14 protein-coding genes are annotated in these 14,573 nt (G+C 37.5%); 8 read left to right on the forward strand and 6 right to left on the reverse strand.

Annotated elements, in window-relative coordinates; genetic code table 11:
- Nucleotides 1-24 precede the first annotated feature (24 nt).
- Nucleotides 25-804 (forward strand): serine O-acetyltransferase, encoded by a 780-nt coding sequence (cysE, locus tag GQR44_RS13405; protein WP_166372264.1) that lies wholly within the window; start codon nucleotides 25-27, stop codon nucleotides 802-804.
- Nucleotides 805-886: 82 nt separating this feature from the next.
- Here cysE and GQR44_RS13410 read toward each other — a convergent pair whose 3' ends face one another.
- Complete coding sequence (locus GQR44_RS13410; protein ID WP_166372265.1) at nucleotides 887-1,108, reverse strand: DUF1653 domain-containing protein; 222 nt, start codon at nucleotides 1,106-1,108, stop codon at nucleotides 887-889.
- A gap of 171 nt (nucleotides 1,109-1,279) precedes the next feature.
- On the opposite strand from GQR44_RS13410, the gene GQR44_RS13415 reads away from it, so the two are divergent.
- Nucleotides 1,280-1,513 carry a cell division protein ZapB gene (locus GQR44_RS13415; protein ID WP_166372266.1) on the forward strand — a complete coding sequence of 78 codons (234 nt, stop codon included), beginning with the start codon at nucleotides 1,280-1,282 and terminating at the stop codon, nucleotides 1,511-1,513.
- Nucleotides 1,514-1,762: 249 nt separating this feature from the next.
- Here GQR44_RS13415 and rraA read toward each other — a convergent pair whose 3' ends face one another.
- The 3 genes from rraA to pyrB all read right to left on the reverse strand — a co-directional run bounded on the left by rraA (nucleotide 1,763) and on the right by pyrB (nucleotide 3,786).
- Nucleotides 1,763-2,278 carry a ribonuclease E activity regulator RraA gene (rraA, locus tag GQR44_RS13420; protein ID WP_166372267.1) on the reverse strand — a complete coding sequence of 172 codons (516 nt, stop codon included), beginning with the start codon at nucleotides 2,276-2,278 and terminating at the stop codon, nucleotides 1,763-1,765.
- 107 nt (nucleotides 2,279-2,385) lie between these two features.
- A complete protein-coding gene (gene pyrI / locus GQR44_RS13425; RefSeq protein ID WP_205963075.1) occupies nucleotides 2,386-2,841 on the reverse strand; it encodes an aspartate carbamoyltransferase regulatory subunit in 456 nt (151 codons plus the stop codon).
- Nucleotides 2,842-2,850: 9 nt separating this feature from the next.
- Nucleotides 2,851-3,786, reverse strand: a complete 936-nt coding sequence (gene pyrB / locus GQR44_RS13430; protein WP_166372269.1) for an aspartate carbamoyltransferase — start codon at nucleotides 3,784-3,786, stop codon at nucleotides 2,851-2,853.
- Nucleotides 3,787-3,957: 171 nt separating this feature from the next.
- Between pyrB and dacB the strand changes: the two genes are divergently transcribed.
- Nucleotides 3,958-5,412 carry a D-alanyl-D-alanine carboxypeptidase/D-alanyl-D-alanine-endopeptidase gene (gene dacB / locus GQR44_RS13435; RefSeq protein ID WP_166372270.1) on the forward strand — a complete coding sequence of 485 codons (1,455 nt, stop codon included), beginning with the start codon at nucleotides 3,958-3,960 and terminating at the stop codon, nucleotides 5,410-5,412.
- 59 nt (nucleotides 5,413-5,471) lie between these two features.
- Here dacB and GQR44_RS13440 read toward each other — a convergent pair whose 3' ends face one another.
- Nucleotides 5,472-7,022, reverse strand: a complete 1,551-nt coding sequence (locus tag GQR44_RS13440) for a hypothetical protein (protein ID WP_166372271.1) — start codon at nucleotides 7,020-7,022, stop codon at nucleotides 5,472-5,474.
- 207 nt (nucleotides 7,023-7,229) lie between these two features.
- Entirely contained in the window at nucleotides 7,230-8,600 is a 1,371-nt protein-coding gene (gene srmB, locus GQR44_RS13445; RefSeq protein WP_166372272.1) for an ATP-dependent RNA helicase SrmB, read from the reverse strand.
- A 430-nt stretch (nucleotides 8,601-9,030) separates the two neighbouring features.
- Here srmB and cobT point away from each other — a divergent pair, with 430 nt between their 5' ends.
- The 5 genes from cobT (at nucleotide 9,031) to GQR44_RS13470 (ending at nucleotide 14,569) form a co-directional block, all read left to right on the forward strand.
- Nucleotides 9,031-10,083 carry a nicotinate-nucleotide--dimethylbenzimidazole phosphoribosyltransferase gene (gene cobT, locus GQR44_RS13450; RefSeq protein WP_346774358.1) on the forward strand — a complete coding sequence of 351 codons (1,053 nt, stop codon included), beginning with the start codon at nucleotides 9,031-9,033 and terminating at the stop codon, nucleotides 10,081-10,083.
- A gap of 70 nt (nucleotides 10,084-10,153) precedes the next feature.
- Nucleotides 10,154-10,927, forward strand: coding sequence for an adenosylcobinamide-GDP ribazoletransferase (cobS, locus tag GQR44_RS13455; protein ID WP_166372274.1), 774 nt, complete (start codon nucleotides 10,154-10,156; stop codon nucleotides 10,925-10,927).
- A 125-nt stretch (nucleotides 10,928-11,052) separates the two neighbouring features.
- Nucleotides 11,053-11,922, forward strand: coding sequence for a histidine phosphatase family protein (locus GQR44_RS13460; protein ID WP_166372275.1), 870 nt, complete (start codon nucleotides 11,053-11,055; stop codon nucleotides 11,920-11,922).
- A 229-nt stretch (nucleotides 11,923-12,151) separates the two neighbouring features.
- Nucleotides 12,152-13,597, forward strand: coding sequence for a sodium:proton antiporter NhaD (gene nhaD / locus GQR44_RS13465; RefSeq protein ID WP_166372276.1), 1,446 nt, complete (start codon nucleotides 12,152-12,154; stop codon nucleotides 13,595-13,597).
- Nucleotides 13,598-14,140: 543 nt separating this feature from the next.
- Complete coding sequence (locus GQR44_RS13470) at nucleotides 14,141-14,569, forward strand: prepilin-type N-terminal cleavage/methylation domain-containing protein (protein ID WP_166372277.1); 429 nt, start codon at nucleotides 14,141-14,143, stop codon at nucleotides 14,567-14,569.
- Nucleotides 14,570-14,573 lie beyond the last annotated feature (4 nt).

Genomic DNA, 14,573 nt, shown 5'->3' on the forward strand with positions numbered 1-14,573 from the left:
GATTTGAAAGTTTAAGGGTAAAAAATGGAAGACAAAATTAAAGATCTATGGAAAAAAATCAGGGAAGAAGCATGGGCAAGTTCGTCTAGTGAGCCTATTTTGGCTAGCTTTTTTCACTCTACCATTTTAAACCATAAAAACTTATCATCAGCATTAAGTTACCAATTAGCTAATCGCTTAGATAGCCGTACTATGCCGGGTATATTAGTACGAGAAGTGATTGATGAAGCCTTTGAGCATGATCCAAGTATTTTAGAAAGTGCGATGGCCGATATTCTTGCTGTACAAGAGCGTGACCCTGCCGTGGAAGACTATTCTATTCCGTTATTATATCTAAAGGGCTTTCATGCGATTCAAATCCATCGTGTAGCACATTGGTTATGGCAACAAAATCGTATTGCATTAGCATTGTATTTACAAAATCGCAGCTCAGTTATCTTTGGTGTAGATGTACATCCTGCAGCGACTATTGGTAAAGGTATTATGTTTGACCATGCTACTGGCGTGGTGGTGGGTGAAACCGCGGTTATTGAAGATAACGTTTCAATCTTACAAGGTGTTACCTTAGGAGGCACAGGTAAGGAGAGCGGTGATCGTCATCCTAAAATTCGCCAAGGAGTTATGATTGGCGCGGGTGCAAAAGTATTGGGTAATATCGAAATCGGTATCGGAGCAAAAATAGGTGCGGGTAGTGTCGTTCTAGAGGCTGTGCCGGCTCATACTACCGTAGCAGGTGTACCGGCTAAAATTGTTGGTAGACCATCTTGTGATATGCCGTCGTTATCCATGGAACAGTGTTTGTGAATAGCTCGCTTGCCCGTTATAAATAACGGGCTTGGCAAATTCAATCTTGAGTTGCTTAAATCCTAAATTGCTTAAATACTAATTATTCTGAGTCAACATACGCAAAGCGTGGTTGGCTTTTCCCCTCTATTTCGACATTTTCTACAAACATTGCTAAGGGTCTTACCCATAAATCGCCTTGTCCATATAAAGGTCGGTAAATGACCATTTCTTCTTCAGTTTCACTGTGAAAAGCTATTCCTTCAACTTGATAAAAGCTGCCTTTATAATGTTGGTATTTACCCATTTGTAATTGTTTTGACATTTTATTACCTAAAAAATTAAAAAAATTGCAGATTAGACTAACATACTTCAACTTTAAAGAGGAATTGGCGGTTTTTTCCATAAAAATCAAAACAAAGGTTGAATAAGCGTCTTGGAATGCTTATTCTCGTTGCATTCCAGTTAACAACTACTTTGTATTAAGGGACTCCAAATGACATTTGAGCTATTAGAAAAATTAGAAAACAAAATCAACCAAGCTGTAGAGACAATTGCACTACTGCAAATGGAAATTGAAGAACTTAAAGAAGATAAAGTTAATCTAGCAAACAAAACTGAACAATTACAATCTGACAACGAACGTTTGAATGCTGAGCATCAACAATGGCAAGATCGTTTAAGCGCTTTAGTGGGTAAGATTGAACAAGCTGAAGAGAATGTTGAATAATTGATAATCGATTTTTTGGACTCTATTTTAAAACGAATAATTGTTTGATTAAATAACTGATCACAAGTTAAACGTTAAAAAGAAGCATTAAAAAAGCCCAATTAAATTGGGCTTTTTTGTGTCTATTACATTGCTACTTAATGCGAAGGTTAATTACATTGCTACTTAATGCAAAGGTTAATTAATGTAAAGGCTATGCTCATTGTTTGGAGTGATTCTATGAGTCGCCAATACCACTAACTAAAAACGCTAGAACACATCTTCTTCATCGGCATCTTCAGTTTCTAAAACTAAAGGCTCTGGAGAAATAACGATACCTGTACTATCGGCATATAAAAAGTCTTCAGGTAAAAAAGTCACCCCAGCAAAATTCACCGGTGAGTTAATTTCACCCACTTCGTTATCATCTGCACCGACTGGCATTGCAGTAATCGCTTGAATGCCAATATCTAATTCTTCTAGTGTGTCTACTTCACGTACACAACCGTTAACTACAATACCTTCCCAACCATTTTCCACGGCTAAATCGGCAATATGTGCATTAATTAGGGCACGACGTAAAGAGCCGCCACCATCAATCAGTAATACTTTACCTGCACCATTTTCTTCTAATGCTTTATATATTAAACCAACAGACTCAAAGCATTTAATGGTTACCACTTCCCCCGCAAAGGAGTTACGCCCACCAAAATTAGTTAATAGTGGTTCTGCGACGTCAATGGTATCCGCGTAGATATCACATAAAACAGAGGTATTGTATTGCATATGCATGCTCACTTTTAATGATGAAGTATAAGTTCAGTATAAACGTAACACACTCTATTTCAATCTTATTCTCTGATATTTGTCGAAAATTAGAGCAATCTTTTAAGTTAGTCTAATTCGTCAAAAGTACTGCGTTCAAAGGACTTCTCACAGTAGTGACACTTTAGTTTTAAGGTGCTTTTTTGTTTAACATAAAAGCGTGTTTGAACCGGTTCATTATGGCTAATACAATTGCTATTAGGGCAGGCAAGAACACCAATAAATGAGCTTGGTAATTGCACCTGAAATTTATTAACCACTTTAAAATCTTTAATTTGATTAATGGTTGCATTAGGTGCAAATAAAGCTAATTGATTCGCTTGTTGATCATTAAAGAATGTATTTTCGATTTTAATTAAATCTTTACCCTGACCATTATGTGTTGCAAGGTTTAAACCGATGGTTATTTTTTCATTGGTCTGTGTAAATTTAAAAAATTTTAGTATTTTTACACCCTGCTGTGCTGGAATATGGTCAATCACCGAACCGTGTTCAATTGCTTCTACTTGTAATTTTTTTTGCATCATAAAACCTTAAGCGTTTGCTTGAAAATGATTGCTTAATAATAAAGCAAGTAATGCTTGGCGTGCATACACCCCATTTTGCGCTTGCTGAAAATAATACGCATAGGGCGTGTCGTCGACATCTATATTGATTTCATCAACGCGTGGCAAAGGGTGTAAGACTTTCAGGTTGTCTCTAACATTACCTAGCATGCTGGCATTTAATAAAAAAGCTGACTTCATATGCTGGTATTCTGTTTCATCAAAGCGTTCTTTTTGCACCCTGGTCATATATAAAATATCCAGTTCATCGACCACTTCTTCAATGCTGCTGTGCAGAGAAAAATTGATATTACGTTCATTCAGCTCTTCGATAATATAATCAGGCATAGCTAACGCTTCGGGCGAAATAAAGTAGAAGTTACAATTAAATAAGGATAAAGCTTGCGCTAAAGAATGCACGGTTCGCCCATATTTAAGGTCGCCAACAAAGGCAATATTTAGATTATCTAAGGTTGCCTGTGTTTCATAAATGGTGAACAAATCCAAGAGAGTTTGCGTGGGATGTTGGTTAGAACCATCACCGCCATTAATTACTGGGATTTCAGTAAACTCAGAAGCTAAACGCGCTGCTCCTTCCTGTGGATGACGCATAAAAAAAGCATCCGCATAGGACGCAATAATTTTTACCGAATCGGCCAGTGTTTCACCTTTTTGTGCCAATGATGTATTACCACCACTATCAAATCCAATGACGCTGCCACCTAAACGTTGTACTGCTGTTTCAAAGGATAAACGAGTTCGCGTTGAGGCTTCAAAAAAGCAACTTGCTATCACTTTGTTTTTTAACAGTTCAGGTTGTGGAGTTTGTTTTAAGGAGTGGGCAGTTTGAAGGATTAGTTCTAGGTCTGAACGTGATAAATCAGCAATGGAGATAATATTTTTTTGGTATAACGGATTATTCATTTTTTCACACTCATGTTGTCGGCCATGTTATTCGGATAAGTGAAGCAGATAATGGCAAAAATTATATCACTATCAATTGCTTTTGTTGTTATTAATCCTACTAAATTTTGATCGCATGGGTTGCTGATAAAGGTTATCCTCAAAATTGATTTTCTGGTTGAGTGGTTTGAGATGTTAAAAGTTTGTTTATTAATAATAAGTAGTATTTTTTGTACAGGTGTCATCGCGCGAGAATGGCAGGATTTACAGGCATTATTGCCAAAGGGTACTCAGGTTTCATATTTAGTTATCGATGCTAAAACAAAAATTAAAGTCGCTTCTTTTCAAGAAGAGTCATTAAGAACACCAGCTAGCGTTCAAAAGCTACTGACGGCGACTACCGCTAAGTTGTATTTGGGTGAAAAATATCGTTATCAAACGGTTATTAAAGGCGATAAAAAAGCGATTAAGAAAGGCCAGTATCAAGGTGACATTAGTTTATATTTTAGTGGAGACCCAACTTTAACGCGGCAGCATATCCGTAAATTATTACGCGCTCTTAAAGCACAAGGGATCAATCGTATTAAGGGAAACTTCTTACTCAATAACAGTCAATTTAATGGTTATCAGTGGAGTGATGGTCAAGCATGGAACGACTTAGGTGTATGTTATACAGCACCAGCTAATGCCATCATTGTTAATAGAAACTGTGTGTTAGGTAATTTAAGTTTAGCCAGTGCTGATGCCACCAAAGCAACCCTGTTTATTCCAAGTTATGAGCCAGTGGAGATTAGTAGTGATGTGTCTGTTGTGTCTAAAGCACAACGTGCAGAGCAATTTTGTGCGCTAGAAGTGACTCGCAACAGCAATAATAATTATCACCTTTGGGGCTGTATGGTGCCGAGAAAACGTGCTTTTCCTTTAGCCTTTGCAGTTACTGATCCTAATACTTATGCACAGCGAATCATTACAAGTGAACTACAGCAAGTAGGGATCTCGTTAGCGGGGACAGTAAAAATTGATTCACAGCCGATAACACCCGAGCTAAAACTAGATCCTGCATCGACGTTAGCGCTTTATCAATCGCCTTTATTAGATGTGTTATTGCAACAAATGATGAAAGAGTCCGATAACTTAATTGCTGATAGCTTATTTAAAACTATTGGTGCTCATTATTTTCACCAACCTGGTAACTTTCGTAATGGCTCTCAGGCGATGAAAGCGATCCTTAAAGAACATGGTATTGACCTTGAAAATGCTTATATAGCAGATGGCTCTGGTTTATCTAGACACAACTTAATGAGCGCCGAATTATTTATGTCTGTGATGAAGTTTGTTTATACGCAGGATAAGCAATTAGGGTTAATCAATAGTTTTGCCATTGCCGGTATCGATGGCACTTTAAAGTATCACCGTGGCGTTAATACAGCTGCACTTAAAGGTAAGGTGATTGCTAAAACAGGTTCCTTAAAGGGCGTTGCTAATTTAGTCGGACTTGTGAAAGGTGAAGCAGGGGACAGATTATTTGTGCTAATGCTTAACGGATATAATCCAGAAAATAGCTCCGTGGACGCTAATATTCCTCGCCATCAAAAAGCGTCTGTGTATTTATTTGAAAAAGCCTTTTTTGAGCGCATTTTAGATTAATGTGTGAAGTTTTTATATTGTGGATTACTCAATCATCTGCATTGAGTAATCCATTCAAGCTATTTAATTGGGAACCACTTATTGGGTTTACCTTGGCTGAATAAAACCACACCAGTGGGTTCTGGTAACTGTTCTGAACTTGCTATTTTATGTATTTTCAATGGATAGCTTAAACCGTCAAATTCTAACTGTGACCACTGTTGACCTTTTTTCGAGGCTAAGCTTTGCCATGAAAAATGCTGGCTTTTAGCAACCGTGATCGGTGCGTAAACTCTTGATATACGGCTTGAAAAAACAAGGTTATCGTCTTTTGATTCAAACACTATCATTTCACAGCCAGTACTAGAGCACCAATCTAAAAAGGCGATAGCTTCATCTTGCCCATCTCCATTTAAATCGAACCTAACTGAACTAAATTTAGTCTGTTTAGGGTCGGTTCTATGAATTTTAAAATATTGACGTAATGCTGCTTGTACTTCCGTATCTATTTGCATTTTAGGCGCAATGTTTTGAGCGGTAAACTGACGCGTAATTTGTACAGTTTCATCTTCAGATAAACCAGCCTGTAAATTCATTTTTTTAAAGGTTAAAGGAGTAGCAAATGAAGTTTGTATATTACTTATATTAATCGCATTGCTTGAAATACTTAAACCACTTTGTTTGAAGATGATTTCTTCTTGTATCGGTTGATCACCTTGCTGCGCGAGCATGACGACAACATTGTCTGGTGTATTACTTTTCCAATAACCTGTTTTTATAATTTGGTAAGGTTTATTACCTTGTACATATTCGGCGCTATGATTTTCATTTAAGGTCAAATTAATTGCTGGGGATTGATTGGTTGCTGCTTTTAAGTAGTAACCTGCAAAGGTAGTAGAAGTTTCTAACCAACCAGGTTGGCCACAGCCGCTAAAGTGTCCATAAACGGTTTCTGCTTCAGTGATATATCCCCAATATTCTTTATCGTCAGACATATAACAATGCCCAGGTTGAATATTTAAAGCTAACTGTTGGCCTTCAGCATTGCTGCTTTTTAAGTGGTTAATTTGTGTTGCTTCGAAGTTAGCGTTGCCTAATAGGTAAGATTGATTACTGGCTTTTGTCGCAAAAAATAACTGGTTGTCGTGCATATTAATACGCCAGTAGGGATCTTCTCCTTTTGCTTTAAAACGAAAGGTATTAAGTGGTTTAGCGCATTGTAATGAGGATTGTGCTAAAGCCATATGATGAATTCTATCAACACGTAATGCTACGGGATTTTTAGCTCGTTTGTTGGTCGTAAAGTTGATTTCACCTGCAAATTCAATATAAACGGGCTGTTGTGCATTGTTACTTATTTTTTTATAGATGGTCGCTAATTCAGTATCTGTGACAATAGTATATTGCTGATCATCTTCGCAGGCTTGAAAATAAAATTGATTATTCTCTGTAGTCAGTTGTCCCCTAAAACTATTCTCTAATATGCTTGAAAATGCTTTATGAACCACTTCCTTTGTAAGTTGCGGTGTGCTTGTTTGAGGTTTGTTTTGCGATTGCGGCTGAGTAATAGTACATGCAGATAAAATGAGCGCAAAAGGAGCGGTAAAAAATAAAGACTGGAAAAAACGCATAATTGACCTCTGGCAGCATCTGCTAATAAAAATAAATAATGCATACTATAACAGGATGTTAGCGGCACTCTTTAATTAACTTCGCATTTTATAGAAAAGTTAATTACCGAGTGCTAAAAAATCAATTGAGGTCGTTAGTGAAGGTAAGAGTCGCAGTTAAATAGCCCTAAGGCAAACTACTAACTCTTAGCTTACTAACTTAGCAATTTATTCATTAGAAGAGGCAGAGGTGTCGTCTTCTTTTTTACCCTTACCGGCCCAGCTTGGTTTACCCTTGCCTTTGATAGTGCGATGACGTTGTTTACCCATTTCTAGTTTTTTCTTTTGGCGTCTTTCTTTTTGCTGGCGTTTTACTTCTTCTTCGCGAGCTTTGCCTTTTTTAGTGATTGGTTTTTTAGTCTTACGTACACTCGCTTTCGCTTCTTTATTTTGTGGGCGTAAACCTTTGATCACTCGGCGTTTTAAGATTTGGTCGGTATAACGTTCAACTTTTGCCAAAATATCAATATCATGTGCTTCGATAATTGAAACTGCGGTACCTTTTTTACCACCTCGAGCTGTACGCCCAATGCGATGTACATAAATGTCGGCACTACGTGGCATATCGTAGTTGATTACATGAGTAATATCTGGCACATCAATACCACGAGCCGCAACGTCCGTTGCAATCAGGATATTGGTTGTACCCTCTTTAAATTGACGCAATGAAAGGTTACGCTTTTCTTGATCCATTTCACCACGTAAATAGTTACAAGGAATATTTAATTCAGCCAGTTGAGCTACTAATTGCGCAAGGCGGTCACGTGTTTTTACAAAAACAATCATCTTGTGAATTTGTTCGTGCTCTGGCTCTTGTTGTAATAGTGCCGCTAATATTTGTAGTTTGTGCTCAGGATTATCAGCAAGGTGGATATATTGTAAAATCTTGCCACTTTCTCTACGTGTCACTTCTGCATTTAATTGCACTGGATTATTTAATACATCACGGGCGAATTCACGTAAACCTTTACCTTCAAGTGTTGCTGAAAATAAAGCGGTCATTTTACGCCAGCGTGCTTCACCAGCAATGCGGTCCATTTCTGCAATGAACCCCATGTCTAACATTCTGTCTGCTTCATCAAGGATCAAACATTCAACTTCACGACAATCAAATGCTTCAGCATCAATGTATTCCATTAGGCGTCCCGGCGTGGCAATGACAATATCCACAGAACCCATAATGATATCTTCTTGATCTTGGTATGAAATGCCACCAATAATATTGCCTGCAACCAGTTGTGTACCTGCGATTAATTGCTCTGCAACTTCACTGATCTGTACTGCTAACTCACGAGTTGGCGTTAAAACAAGAATACGTGCTGAGCCACCTTTACGACGTGGGTAGTCAATTAAGCGTTGTATCGCAGGTAATAAAAAGGCTAAGGTTTTACCCGTACCTGTAGGTGCACTCGCCATGATATCTCGTTCATCCATTGCTGGTGGAATAACCAACTTCTGGATACTAGTAGGGCGTGTGTGCCCCATCTTAGCAACGGCGTTTAATAAATGCTGATCAAGCTCGAGTGATGCAAATGACATGAATACTTCCAATACAATAAAACAAAAAGCGCATTATAAAGCAAAGATCATGTTTAGGGGGGAAATTGTCTATTAATTAACTTATTAGTTGAATTCATGTGTTATGTCAGCAGGGAAGTGAAGCTAATTGAATAAAATGTCACTGTATTGGAGCTTGAATTCAAGGTATTAGTCACTTTCTTAAGCTGATGTTGCCTTTTTATGTTTCATTAACATAGTTGGTTGATCATGGTCGGTGCAATTTAAAGCTAATATTATAAATAGCAGTTTATTATTATTATCAAACTTAGCGAGACTGACGTAAAAACAGTGTAAGCTTTAACTTTTTAATAAGTACTTTTATAAGCGCTGTTATAGGTTTAGGCATAAGTCTAGCTATAAGCGCCATTTGAATTGTTTGTTTTCTTTTAAATTACGGTAAGGATTGTCAGTGTTTAATATTATTGCTCCGCTAGATAAAGTCACCTCTGAATTTGTTAATACACTGCAAGAAAAAATTGATTTTAAAACCAAACCACAGGGCAGTTTAGGTTTATTAGAATCGATCGCATTTAAAGTCGCTTTATTACAGCAAAGTTTAACACCCATTTTTACCAAACCGAGTATCATTATTTTTGCCGCCGACCATGGTATTGCTGAGCAAGGCGTGAGTTTATTTCCGCAGGTAGTGACTGAGCAAATGGTATTAAACTTTTTACAGGGCGGCGCCGCAATCAACTGTTTTTCAGCACAACATGATATTGAATTAAAGATTGTAAATGCGGGAGTTAAAGCAGACTTTTCACATATAACATCTCCGCATTTTGTGAATGCTCCGATAGCGTTAGGCACCAAAGATTTCTCACAACAAGCGGCCATGACCAAAGAGCAATGTTTACAAGCAATCAATCAAGGTGCCGAGCTTGTTAAGTTACAACATAAGCAAGGTTGTAATGTCATTGGCTTTGGTGAAATGGGGATTGCTAATACTACCTCTGCCGCTGCTATTATGGCTGCTATTCTTAATTTAACGGGACAACAATGCGCAGGCAAAGGTACGGGGATTGATCAGGAAACCATCGCGATGAAAGCAAAGGTCATTGACCATGCTGTTGCTAAATATCAATTAAATGATGCCGATCCATTAACCGTATTACAAAGTGTTGGTGGTTTTGAAATAGCGATGATGGTGGGGGCGATGTTAAAAGCAGCAGAGCTTTCTATGTTAGTGCTTGTTGATGGGTTTATTGCCTCAAGCGCTGCCTTAGTTGCTAGTGAAATGCACGATGACTTTTTACAATACACACAATTTTGCCATCAATCAGAAGAACAAGCACATCAACTATTATTAACTGAAATGGGCGCGACGCCTTTATTACATTTGGGAATGCGTTTAGGCGAAGGTTCCGGTGTGGCGGTTGCTTACCCGTTATTAGTATCCGCGTTAACTTTTTTAAATGAGATGGCCTCTTTTGCCGATGCGGGTGTCAGTGATAGTGAGTAATCGCAGTTAATAGAATTACACAATTAATCTAATATACAGAGAAGCAATCTAACATGCAGATGAGAAAAGTATGACGCAATTTTTTAAAAAACAATGGGTTTTATTTTGTTATGCGCTATCATTTTTTTCTCGTTTACCTATCCCTAAAAAATTGGATTTTACTGCTTATCCTTTTCATCTTGGCAATGTGTATTTACCCATTATAGGGTTGATTTATGCACTTATTTGCTTGCTTGTGTATACCCTGTGCCAGTTAGTGTTTGACCCTAGTATCAGCATTATTTTAATGTTGCTAACAGGCGTATTATTAACAGGTGGTTTCCATGAAGATGGTTTTGCCGATAGCTGCGATGGTTTTGGTGGCGGTTATAACAAGCAACAACGTCTAGCAATTATGAAAGATAGCCAAATTGGTACCTACGGCGTTATAGGGTTAATCCTGTTATTAGCATTGAAGATCCATGTGTTAAGCCAGCTTATTAATCATGGCGTTAGTTTTTTTGCGTTGAGCGTTATAAGTGCGGCGGTATTAAGTCGATGTAGCGTGCTGTGTTTAATGCAAAGTACAGACTATGCGCGCGAAGAATCGAGTAGTAAATCAACGCGATCGTCACAACGTCTGCCTCAACAATACTTACTTGCTGCTTTATTGATGGGATCTATTTCAATATTATGGATGTCGTTTTTTTGCTTATTATTTGTTTTTACCGTGGTTGTCATTAGCACCATCTTATGTCGCACCTATTTTCAACAAAAGATACAAGGTTATACGGGAGATTGTCTAGGGTTTGTGCAACAATTAAATGAACTACTTATTTTATTAATGCTGGTGGCTTATGTTTAAGTTGTTTGTTTCTAAGTAAGCTGTTTTTACATGATTTAAATAAGCTACGCCTGAATGTAAGATGATCAAAGTATTCCACAAAAATACGTGTTTAATAGAGAGTAATAAATAGAGGGTAGCTGAGGATGGTAATAGAAAAAGACAGTAAGCAATCACTAACGCCTGAAGTCCTAACTTCAGATTTATCACCATCTTCTGATCATGCTCTAACTTCTACTTCCAATGCCATTACAAATGTTACAACAATCAATCATCGTATCTTTCTTGTGCGTCATGGTGATGTTGATGTCCCGTCTGGTGTTTGTTACGGGCAGCTAGATTGCGCAGTCACGTCTTCATTTAATAAAGATCTACAAAAGCTAATTGATTATTTTCAAACCCATTGCTTGTTTTCGGATCATCCGCAACAACTCCAACACCCACATCATAAGGATCAAAAGCTAGACCTGCCAATAATTATAACTAGTCCATTACAACGTTGTGCTCAATTAGCTCAAGGGTTGCAAACTTATTTTGATAACAATTATTCTGGAACAAAAGACCTAACTTCAAAAGGTTCAGCTTCAAAAGGGTCTGCGCTCAAAGACTCAGTATCTAAAATTTCAGTACAAATAAACCAAAATTTTAAAGAGATCAACTTTGGACAATGGGAAGGGCAAAGCTGGCAATCCATTGGCCAAAAAAACATAGAAGAGTGGAATAATGATTTACTGCATTTTACTTTTCCAGATGGTGAAAGTGCGCGTAGTTTTGACCGACGTGTCATAAACGCATGGCAAGCATTACAGCAACAACTCGCAGAGCAAACTCAAACACAACAGGTGATCATTATTTGTCATGCTGGTGTTATTCGCTCTATTTTATCTGATTTTTTACAAATCCCTTTACAGCATTCATTAACATTACAAATAGATAAAATGAGTGTCTCTAGTCTTAATCTTTTCCCCAACCAAAACGCATTATCTCGTTGTATTGGTATTAACCGTCAGTTTTAAATGCTTTATCTTCTTCGGATGTTATTGAGCAAGTAATAAAATTAATGATTATGAGTGCTTATTAGAACTTACGATGACTTAAATGCAGAGACTTTTTATGTCATCTTGCTTCAGCCTTCAAACTTTTGTGTTAAAGCTTTGCTAACTATAGGTTGGCTGAGTGGGGCATATGTTAGAATCGCGCCAAAATTTATCGCTTCAATTTATTAATTACTTTAAGGAAAACGTAATGTTAAAGCTGCCTAAGGTCTTAAGTGTCATATTGACGCTTTGTACTGTCCTATTTTCTTCCTCCTTATTAGCGAGTACTGGCGAGCATATTGATCTCACCTCACATGGTATTGGTTATGCAGCTGTTTTATTTTTTGCTATCGCCTACTGCTTAGTAATGTTGGAAGATGTGATCCACCTTCGTAAGTCCAAACCGGTGTTAGTCGCTGCGGGTATTATTTGGGGCATGATTGGTTTTTATTATTCTCAAAATGGCATGAGTCATGAGGCTGAAGCGGCATTTCGTCATAATTTATTAGAATACGCAGAGTTGTTTTTCTTCCTATTAGTAGCGATGACTTATATTAACGCCATGGAGGAGCGTAAGTTATTTGATTCTCTACGTGCGTGGATGGTTAATAAAGGCTTTACGTTACGTTTGATTTTTTGGTTAACGGGTATCCTCGCTTTTTTCATCTCACCTATTGCAGACAACTTAACCACCGCATTATTAATGTGTGCGATTGTCATGAAAGTGGGTGGTAAAAATACAAAATTTATCGCATTAGCTTGTATTAACATTGTTGTAGCCGCTAATGCTGGTGGCGCATTTAGCCCGTTTGGTGATATTACAACGCTAATGGTTTGGCAAAAAGGCATGGTTGAGTTCACCACTTTCTTTGCGTTATTTGTTCCTTCCGCAGTTAATTTCTTGATCCCCGCTGTGATCATGAGTTTCTTTATCTCCAAAGAAGTGGCTCAGGGAGATGGCGAAATCGTACACATGAAGCGCGGTGCTAGACGTATCGTTGGTTTGTTTTTAGTGACTATTTTCTTTGCGGTAGCTGGGCATTCATTCTTAGGCATGCCTCCTGTATTAGGCATGATGACAGGATTAGGGGTTCTACAGTTCTTTGCTTTCTTTTTACGTAAAACACAAAAGAACCATTATGAGTTTGCGCTTGAGCATACTGTGGATAAAAAGGAGCATGAACGTCTACGTGGTCTAGGAGACGGTGCTCCCTTTGATATATTTCATAAAGTGGCTAAAGCAGAATGGGATACGTTATTATTCTTTTACGGGGTTGTATTATGTGTGGGAGGTTTGGGCTTTATTGGTTACTTGGGCATGATTTCCGAAGCCATGTACAGTAACTGGGATGCCACTTATGCCAATATTACCGTGGGAGTGTTGTCAGCGATTGTAGATAATATTCCGGTGATGTTTGCGGTATTAAGCATGGAACCAGATATGAATACTGGACAATGGTTATTGGTAACATTAACGGCAGGTGTTGGAGGTAGCATGTTATCCATTGGTAGTGCAGCAGGGGTTGCATTAATGGGACAAGCACGAGGAATTTATACCTTTGGTGTGCATCTAAAGTGGGCACCCGTGATTGCATTAGGTTATATCGCCAGTATTTACACGCATCTTTGGTTTAATGCCGTTTATTTTAATTAAACCATATTTAATCTAGGTCAAGGATAGCTTAACTTAATACCTATAAATGTATATTTTTTATGAGTTGTTTAACTTACAATAGCTTCAATGGTGTGATCTAATGCGAGATGCCAGTTACTTTTACTAAAAAGTAACTGTTAATCGTTAAGTGCAAAATTAATTTAGGTCTACTATTAACTGCAAAGCTAAGCTAAAAGTTAGTTTTTGAAAAATGAAAGAATAATGAAATTAAAGGTCAATATAAAATCTATTTTTATTTATGTTTTTATAATTTACTTGCCATTTCATGCGCTTTGAAAGGTTTTTTTAAAAAAGTTGCGTTTATTTCTTTTCTTTTATTATAAAAGAACTACTCTAAATGAGGTAATTAAATAAGGCGGCTGATAACAGCCTGTCTCGCTCAACTTATATTGCTATCATTCTTGTCAACGCAGATGCTGGTGCTAATGTAAAACTGAATGGTTAGAAAATGTATGTTCATAAAAATGATTGTTTACCCCTACTAAAAACAAACAATGATTTAACAAAGTTAAGGATAAAAAAATGAAAAAAGTACAACAAGGTTTTACATTAATCGAACTATTAATCGTAATCGCGATCATTGGTATTCTAGCAGCGGTAGCATTGCCTGCTTATAATACATACACTGAAAAAGCTAAATTTTCTGAAGTTGTATTGGCTACATCTCCAATGAAATCTGCTGTTGATATTTGTGCACAGATAAATTCAGGTATAACTAATTGTACGTCTGATGGTACGAATGGAGTTAATAATGTTGGCACATCGGGTAACTATGTTAAGTTCGTAAAAATTGATAAAAGTGCATCTGACGCTAAAATTACTGCGACATCTCGAGGTATTCGCAAAATAAGCGGTGCGGAAGCGACTTATATTCTTATTGGTACTTATTCCTCAGGTCAAATGACTTGGGTTGCATCTGGCGGTACATGTACCGGTGCAGGTCTTTGTTAATACC

It is taken from the genome of Psychromonas sp. SA13A (assembly GCF_011378715.1).
In the GTDB taxonomy this organism is placed as follows: domain Bacteria; phylum Pseudomonadota; class Gammaproteobacteria; order Enterobacterales; family Psychromonadaceae; genus Psychromonas.